This window comes from Corynebacterium sp. (genome assembly GCF_030535495.1).
In the GTDB taxonomy this organism is placed as follows: domain Bacteria; phylum Actinomycetota; class Actinomycetes; order Mycobacteriales; family Mycobacteriaceae; genus Corynebacterium.
On the sequence record NZ_JAUNRW010000107.1, the window covers coordinates 1 to 6,912 of the forward strand.

The 6,912-nt window shown below is 69.0% G+C and carries 11 protein-coding genes; 5 read left to right on the forward strand and 6 right to left on the reverse strand.

Going from position 1 to position 6,912, the window contains the following annotated elements; all coding sequences use genetic code 11:
• Positions 1-88 precede the first annotated feature (88 nt).
• Complete coding sequence (locus Q4F73_RS10570) at positions 89-613, forward strand: hypothetical protein (RefSeq protein ID WP_303359309.1); 525 nt, start codon at positions 89-91, stop codon at positions 611-613.
• Positions 614-727: 114 nt separating this feature from the next.
• Here Q4F73_RS10570 and Q4F73_RS10575 read toward each other — a convergent pair whose 3' ends face one another.
• Together Q4F73_RS10575 and Q4F73_RS10580 are read right to left on the reverse strand one after the other, a co-directional pair.
• Positions 728-1,234 carry a GNAT family N-acetyltransferase gene (locus tag Q4F73_RS10575; RefSeq protein ID WP_303359310.1) on the reverse strand — a complete coding sequence of 169 codons (507 nt, stop codon included), beginning with the start codon at positions 1,232-1,234 and terminating at the stop codon, positions 728-730.
• Positions 1,235-1,260: 26 nt separating this feature from the next.
• Entirely contained in the window at positions 1,261-1,794 is a 534-nt protein-coding gene (locus Q4F73_RS10580; RefSeq protein WP_303359311.1) for a DNA-3-methyladenine glycosylase, read from the reverse strand.
• 32 nt (positions 1,795-1,826) lie between these two features.
• Here Q4F73_RS10580 and Q4F73_RS10585 point away from each other — a divergent pair, with 32 nt between their 5' ends.
• Both Q4F73_RS10585 and Q4F73_RS10590 read left to right on the forward strand, forming a co-directional pair.
• A complete protein-coding gene (locus tag Q4F73_RS10585) occupies positions 1,827-2,405 on the forward strand; it encodes an HAD family phosphatase (protein ID WP_303359312.1) in 579 nt (192 codons plus the stop codon).
• Positions 2,402-2,920, forward strand: a complete 519-nt coding sequence (locus Q4F73_RS10590; RefSeq protein WP_303359313.1) for a gamma carbonic anhydrase family protein — start codon at positions 2,402-2,404, stop codon at positions 2,918-2,920. The genes Q4F73_RS10585 and Q4F73_RS10590 overlap by 4 nt, the downstream gene beginning before the upstream one ends.
• Here the strand turns inward: Q4F73_RS10590 and Q4F73_RS10595 are convergent.
• Together Q4F73_RS10595 and arsB are read right to left on the reverse strand one after the other, a co-directional pair.
• The gene (locus Q4F73_RS10595; RefSeq protein WP_303359314.1) at positions 2,917-3,312 is read right to left on the reverse strand and encodes a low molecular weight phosphatase family protein; all 396 of its coding nucleotides are present in this window, start codon (positions 3,310-3,312) and stop codon (positions 2,917-2,919) included. The genes Q4F73_RS10590 and Q4F73_RS10595 overlap by 4 nt on opposite strands.
• Positions 3,309-4,355 carry an ACR3 family arsenite efflux transporter gene (gene arsB / locus Q4F73_RS10600; RefSeq protein ID WP_303359315.1) on the reverse strand — a complete coding sequence of 349 codons (1,047 nt, stop codon included), beginning with the start codon at positions 4,353-4,355 and terminating at the stop codon, positions 3,309-3,311. The genes Q4F73_RS10595 and arsB overlap by 4 nt, the downstream gene beginning before the upstream one ends.
• 51 nt (positions 4,356-4,406) lie before the next feature.
• On the opposite strand from arsB, the gene Q4F73_RS10605 reads away from it, so the two are divergent.
• Positions 4,407-4,721: a helix-turn-helix transcriptional regulator gene (locus Q4F73_RS10605; protein WP_303359316.1), complete on the forward strand. Its 315-nt coding sequence runs from the start codon at positions 4,407-4,409 to the stop codon at positions 4,719-4,721.
• 1 nt (position 4,722) lies between these two features.
• Positions 4,723-5,679: an FAD-dependent oxidoreductase gene (locus Q4F73_RS10610; RefSeq protein WP_303359317.1), complete on the forward strand. Its 957-nt coding sequence runs from the start codon at positions 4,723-4,725 to the stop codon at positions 5,677-5,679.
• Here the strand turns inward: Q4F73_RS10610 and panC are convergent.
• Positions 5,642-6,493 (reverse strand): pantoate--beta-alanine ligase, encoded by an 852-nt coding sequence (gene panC, locus Q4F73_RS10615; protein WP_303359318.1) that lies wholly within the window; start codon positions 6,491-6,493, stop codon positions 5,642-5,644. The two genes, Q4F73_RS10610 and panC, sit on opposite strands and share 38 nt — an antisense overlap.
• The coding region (locus Q4F73_RS10620; RefSeq protein WP_303359319.1) for a 3-methyl-2-oxobutanoate hydroxymethyltransferase at positions 6,490-6,912 on the reverse strand (423 nt) is incomplete at its 5' end. The genes panC and Q4F73_RS10620, both read right to left, overlap by 4 nt.

Below are 6,912 nucleotides of genomic sequence, written 5' to 3' on the forward strand. Positions count from 1 at the left end.
CCGGGTTTGGCAGGTCGGCGGGCTGCGATAGTTGTTGGAGAGTTGTTGGAAACAACTCGCCAACAACCCCGCCAAAGGAAGGAACGCCATGACCGACACATTCCTCACCCCGGCCAGCCTCGAGGTCCTGCGTGGGATCATCGGTGCGCAGCTGCGCACGTACGGCACCGACCTCGAGCTCGATGACGGTATCGGGGCGTTCGGCGCCTGGCTGGACACCGACCGCGGCACCGTGGAGCTGGAGTTTGTTGAGCAGGTGGTGGATTTCGAGGACGGCGAGCGCGTGGAATCGGTGCTGGAGGCACGCGAGGGTGTCGCGGACGGCGACCCGCATGCGCTGGGCGGCACCATCACCGGCATCGCGCGGATCCAGGACAAGGTGGCGCTGATCGATAAGCGCAGCGGCGAGCAGGAGTGGGAGTGGTGGCGCGACTCGGGCATCCGCGTCTCGGTGGACTCCGGGCAGGAGCTGGTCATCCACTGCGCGTCGCCGGTGACCATTGAGGTGGCGATGCGCAGCGGCGCGCAGGTACAGCTGCCGCCCCCGCCGCGGGCCTACCAGGAGGGGGAGAAGCGGCGCTACGAGTATGAGCGCCGGGAGGTCTCGGTCTGAGCTCGGGGCTCGGTATCGCTCCGGAGGCCTCGCCCCATCGGGAGGGGGCGGATTCGATCGGCGTGGGCTCGGTATCGCGGTGATGCCTACCGAGCGATGCCGAGTAAGAGGTACCTACCCCAGGAACGCTGCAGGGTAGGTCACGGTGCCCGTCGGCACCTGCGCACCCGTGAGGGGCAGCGCGCGGAAGTACTGCGGGTCGATCAGCGGAATAGCCAGGTCAGGGGTATCCACGAAAGAGAATCGGGCAAGAAAGGCCGGGTCACCGACGGACACGGCCCCCGCGGCACCCATCTCGCGCAGCTCATCGAGCGCCCGCTGCATGAGCAGGGACCCGATGCCCTCGCCCTGGCGCTCCGGGGCGACGCTGATGGGCCCGATGTGGAACCAGCCCTGCGCGCCGTCGCTCATGCCCACCGGCGTGGCCGCGATGTGCCCCACCAGCGAGGCACCCTTGACCGCCATGAAGGAGAAGGTGAGCGCGTCGGTGTCGCGGAGCCGCTCGACGATCTCCGCCTCGCGCTGCCGGGAGTAGGGCTTGTCCTCGAAGGCGCGGGAGGTGAGTGTCCGGATCGCCGGGATGTCGGCCTCGGCCTCGCGGCGGATGGTGAAGCTGTTCATGCCCCCAAGCATACGACCTGCCCCTGCTACCGCCGCCGGGAGACGGTGGGATCGCCGGGGATCCAGAAGCGCAGCGGCGCGTCCACGTTCTTCGAGATCCCGATCCGCGGCCCCGCCACCCATTCCACAGGTTCCGCCGGCAACGACAGCGAAACCACCGAGCCGTTGTCCGACAACTCAAGGCCGAGCGCCTTGCCCAGGTTGCCGGGGCCGGAGGCGAGGCGGGTGAAGGGGACGTCTCCGCGGCGTCGATAAGCAGTATCGACGCCGGCGACCACCTCGCCGGCGCGCATGAGACACCCGTGACCAGTGCCTTCAGGGGCGCACACGACGTTGCCCGCCAGGTGGATGCCGTAGGAGAGGTAGACGTAGAGCCGCCCGGGCGGGCCGAACATGGCGGCGTTGCGGGCGGTGATGCCGCGGTAGGTGTGGGCGGCGGCGTCCTCGGCGCCCAGGTAGGCCTCGACCTCCGTCAACCGCACCGACACGCCCGAGTGAGTGATCACGCAGCCGAGCAGTTCGGGGGCGACGAGGTCGGCGGGACGGGTGAAGTCGATCATGTCGCCCCAGTGTATTTACGTACAGTGGGGGCATGAAAGCTGTGCTGTTCGATCTCTTCGGGGTGCTGCTGAAGGAGCGCGATGACGCTGGCCGCCGTCGCGTCGAGCTCGCCGTCGGCGGCGACGAGAACATCTGGCCCATCTACGAGGATCTGCGCCCCGCCTACGATTCCGGCGACGTCAGCGACGAACGCTTCTGGCGCCAGCTGCAGGTCCGCGCCGGGCTCGAGCCCGTCGACATCGCCGAGGCGGTCATCGCGGACTGGGAGTCCTCCATGGAGGAGGATCCGGACATGGTCGCACTCGCGCTGTCGCTTATCGACGCCCGCGTCTGCACCGGCATCCTCTCCAACCTCCCCGCCGGCCTGGCAAAACGGGCCCGGGAGGAGCACGAATGGCTGGAGCGCATCGACGCCGTGACGATGTCCTGTGACATCGGGCTGATCAAGCCGGACCCGCGGGCGTTCGCGGTGGCGCTCGACGCCATGGGCGTGGCCGCCAAGGACACCGTCTACATCGACGCGGATCCCGTCAACGTGGCGGCCGCCGAAGAGGTGGGCATGCAGGCCGTGCACTTCACCGGCATCGATTCCGTCAGGGAGGCACTGTGAACAACATCATCGAGTTCGAGGGCAGGAAGCCCCGTATTCATCCGTCCGCGTGGGTGGCTCCGACGGCCGTCATCATCGGCGACGTGGAGATCGGTCCCGACAGCTCCGTGTTCTACGGGTGTGTGCTGCGCGGTGACGTCAACGCCATCCGCATCGGGGCGCGCACCAACATCCAGGACAACTCGGTGCTGCACGTCGACCGGGACGCCCCCTGCACCCTCGGCGATGATGTCACCGTCGGGCACATGGCTCTGGTCCACGGCACGACCGTGGGCGACGGCACGCTGGTGGGCATGAAGTCGGCGCTGCTCTCGCGCTCCGTCATCGGCTCGGGAGCGCTCATCGCCGCTGGCGCCGTGGTACTCGAGGGCTTCGAGGTGCCCGATCACACGCTGGCGGCCGGTGTCCCGGCGAAGATCCGCCGGGAGCTGGAACCGGAGCAGTACGAGGGCTTCATTCCCCACGCCAGCCGCTACGTTGACCTGTCGAAGCGGCACGCGGCGCTCGGTGATTAGCGGCCGACCAGTTCCCGCACCCGGGCGTCGATGTCATCGCGCACCAGCCGCATGCGTGCCATTCCGGTGATCCCGCGCTCGGAGGGCTCATCGGTGACCCAGCGCTCCAGGGTGCCGGCGGCGTCGGCAGGCATCTCCAGCTCGGCGTCGGCGCCGAGAATGATGACGTGGTCGACACGGCGCAACAGTTCCGGATCGATGCTCTTCGGCTGGCCTGCGGACATGTCGGCGCCCACCTCGGCGATGGCCGCCACGGACTCGGCGTTGAGCGTCGTGCCGGGGCGGGTGCCGGCGGAGTGGATCTCCCACTCGGGCGCGTGCTCCTGGGCGAGGGCCGCGGCCATCTGGGATTTGCCGCCGTTGCCGACGCAGACGAACAGGACAGAACTCATGACGGGACCTTTTCTTTCAGGGGAGCGGGATAGAGGCGGGGCTTGAGCCACAGCATGACGTAGACGAGGGCGACGAGCACGGGGACCTCGATGAGCGGGCCGATCGTGCCGGCCAGGGCCTGCGGAGAAGTGGCGCCGAAGGTGCCGATGCTCACCGCAATGGCCAACTCGAAGTTGTTGCCGGCGGCGGTGAAGGCGACGGCGGTGGACTTCTCGTAACCCAGCCCGGCGAGGCGGGAGGCGACGACGGCGATGAGGAACATGCCCACGAAGTAGCCGAACAGCGGCAGCGCCAGGCGGGCGACGGTCAGCGGCTGGCTGGTGATCTTCTCGCCCTGCAGGGAGAACAGCAGGACGATCGTGTACAGCAGGCCGATGAGCGCCAGCGGTGAGATCCGCGGGATGAACACGGTGTTGTACCACTCGCGCCCATTGACGCGTTCACCGATGATCCGTGAGGCCGCGCCCGCCGCGAGGGGAATACCGAGGAAGACGAGCACCGACACGACGATCGCCCAGAAGGAGAAGTCAGCCGCGGTGGTGGGCAGGCCCAGCCAGGAGGGGAGGATCTGCAGGTAGAACCAGCCGAGGACACCGAACATGAGGATCTGGAAGATCGAGTTCACGGCGACGAGCACGGCGGTGGCCTCGCGGTCGCCGCACGCCAGGTCATTCCAGATGAGCACCATGGCGATGCATCGGGCCAGGCCCACGATGATGAGTCCGGTGCGCAATTCGGGTTCATCGGGCAGGAAGATCCAGGCCAGCGCGAACATGAACGCCGGCCCCACCACCCAGTTGAGCAGCAGCGAGACGATCATCAGGCGGCGGTCGGCGGTGATCTCTGCGGTCTTGTCGTAACGCACCTTCGCCAGCGGCGGGTACATCATGACGAGCAGACCCAGGGCGATGGGCAGGGAGATCTGCCCGATCTCCAGGGCGCCGAGCAGGTCAGCGAGCCCGGGGAAGGTGCGGCCGAGGAGGAGTCCGGCGGCCATAGCGAGAAGGATCCAGGCCGGCAGCCAACGGTCAAGGAAGGACATGCGAACCTCTCATATTGATATGCGTCAATATGACCATACTATGCTGGAGGCATGAACGACTGCTGCGCACTCAACTCCGGCCCCTTGTCCGAGGAGGAGGCCGCCCACTACGCGCAGCTGTTCTCCTGCGTCGCTGAGCCCGCCCGCCTGCGTATCCTTTCGGAGATCGCCGGCTGCGGCTGTGATCCCGTGACGGTCAATGACCTGGCCGAACGCATCGGCCTGAGCCAGCCGACCATCTCCCACCACCTGAAGAAGCTCACCGAGTGCGGGCTCATCCGCCGCGCGCAGCAGGGCCGCACCGTCACCCACACCGTCGTCCCCGACACGTTCGCGCAGCTGCGCGGCGTGCTCCAGATGGACTGACATGCACGAGGTCATCATCGTCGGCGCCGGGCAGGCGGGCCTCGCCACGGCGTACTACCTCCGCCGTCACGGCATCACCCCGTTGCTTATCGACGCCCACCCCACCCCCGGTGCCGCCTGGCACCACGTGTGGCCGTCGATGACGTTGTTCAGCACCGCGGAGTTCTCGAATCTGCCCGGCATGCCGATGCCCGCCTACGACGGTTTCCCACCGGCCGCCCACGTCATCGATTACCTCGCCGCCTATGAGCAGCGCTATGACCTGCAGGTGGAGCGGCCGTTCACGGTGGACGCGGTCACCCACGGCGGCGAGGCGTTCACTCTCCACGCGGGCGAGCGCTCCTGGCGGGCCCGGCAGGTGGTGGCGGCGACCGGCACCTGGTCGGCGCCCTTCGTGCCCACCTATCCCGGGACGTTCAGCGGGCGACAGTGGCATTCGGCGAACTACCCGGGGCCGGAGGGGTTCGTCGATACGCGGGTTGCGGTGGTCGGTGCCGCGAACTCCGCGGCGCAGATCGCGGCGGAGCTCAGCGCTGTCGCGGATGTCACGTGGTACACGCGCGATACGCCCCGGTGGATGCCGGATGACGTCGACGGGCGGGTGCTGTTCCGGCGCAACCGGCAGCGGGCGCTGGCGATCCTGCGGGGCGAGGAGGATCCGGGGGCGGACTCGGACCTCGGCGACATCGTGGTCCTGCCGGCGGTGAAGGCCGCCCGCGATGCTGGACGCCTGTCGGCCACGCCCCAGTTCGCCAGCCTCGACGAGGTGGACGCTGAGCACCTCATCTGGTGCACCGGTTTCCGCCCGGCCCTGCGCCCCTTCCGGGGCGTGATGAATCGCGGGCTGCCGCTGCACCCGGTCGGCTACGGCGACTGGACCGGGCCGGGGTCGGCGACGATCACCGGCGTGGGGCCCTACGCTAAGCGGACGGCGGAGTCAGTCGCACGTTGTCGATGAGCCGGGTGCCGCCGACGTGGATCGCGGCCACGGCCAGCGCCCCCGCACCGACCTCGGTCACCGGCAGCAAGGTGGCGGGGTCGACGACCTCGAGGTGATCGAGCTTCACGCCGGGAGCGTCGCGAAGCGTTGCGCGGGCTGACTCGACATCGAGCGGTTGCCCGCTCGCGGCGCGTTCCTGCAGCGCAGCCAGGGTGCGGGGGAGAATGAGCGCCTGCTCGCGGGACGTCGGGGTCAGGTGCTGGTTGCGGGAGGACTCGGCCAGCCCGTCGGCACCGCGGATGATCGGCACCGGGCGGATCTGCAGGGCGACGTCGAGGTCGGCGACCATGCGCTGGATGATGGCCAGTTGCTGGGCGTCCTTTTCCCCGAAGTAGGCGCGGTCCGGGCGCACCAGCTGGAAGAGCTTGGCCACGACGGTGGTCACGCCGTCGAAATGCCCGGGGCGCGAGGCACCCTCGAGGCGCTCGCCCATCTCGCCGGCGCGTACCCACACCTGCGGCAGGCCGTCCGGATACATGTCCTCCACCGCGGGGGCGAAGATGACGTCGACGTCGAGGGACTCCAGGAACGCCACGTCCGCGTCCAGGTCACGCGGGTACTGGCGGTAGTCGTCGCAGTCACCCAGGTCGGTGAACTGCAGGGGATTGACGAAGATACTCACCACCACCGAGGTGTTCTCCTGCGCCGCCAGCGAGACAAGCTGCCCGTGGCCGGAGTGCAGCGCCCCCATCGTCGGCACCAGGCCAACGGAACCCTCCAGCTGTGCGACGGCCGCGCGTACCTCCGCGACCGTGCGCGCGATGACGGTCACTTCTCGTCCCCGAAGGACTCGGCGTCATTGGGGAAGTCGCCGGACTCGACGTCGGCGAGGTAGGCGCGGGCGGCGTCGAGAAGCACGGTGCCCACGTCGGCGTACTTCCGCGCGAAACGGGGGGTGTGGCCGCGGGTGAGGCCGAAGGCGTCGGTCCACACGAGGACCTGGCCGTCGGTTCCCGCGCCGGCGCCGATGCCGATCGTGGGGATGGTCAGCTCGCGGGAGATCTCCCCGGCGATGCCCGCCGGAACCATCTCCAGGACGACGGCGAAAGCCCCGGCCTCCTGCACGGCGAGGGCATCCGCGCGCAGCGTGCCGGCGGCCTCGCCGCGGCCCTGGACGACGTATCCGCCGAGGGCGTGCTCGGACTGCGGGGTGTAGCCGATGTGGGCCATGACGGGGATGCCGGCGTCGAC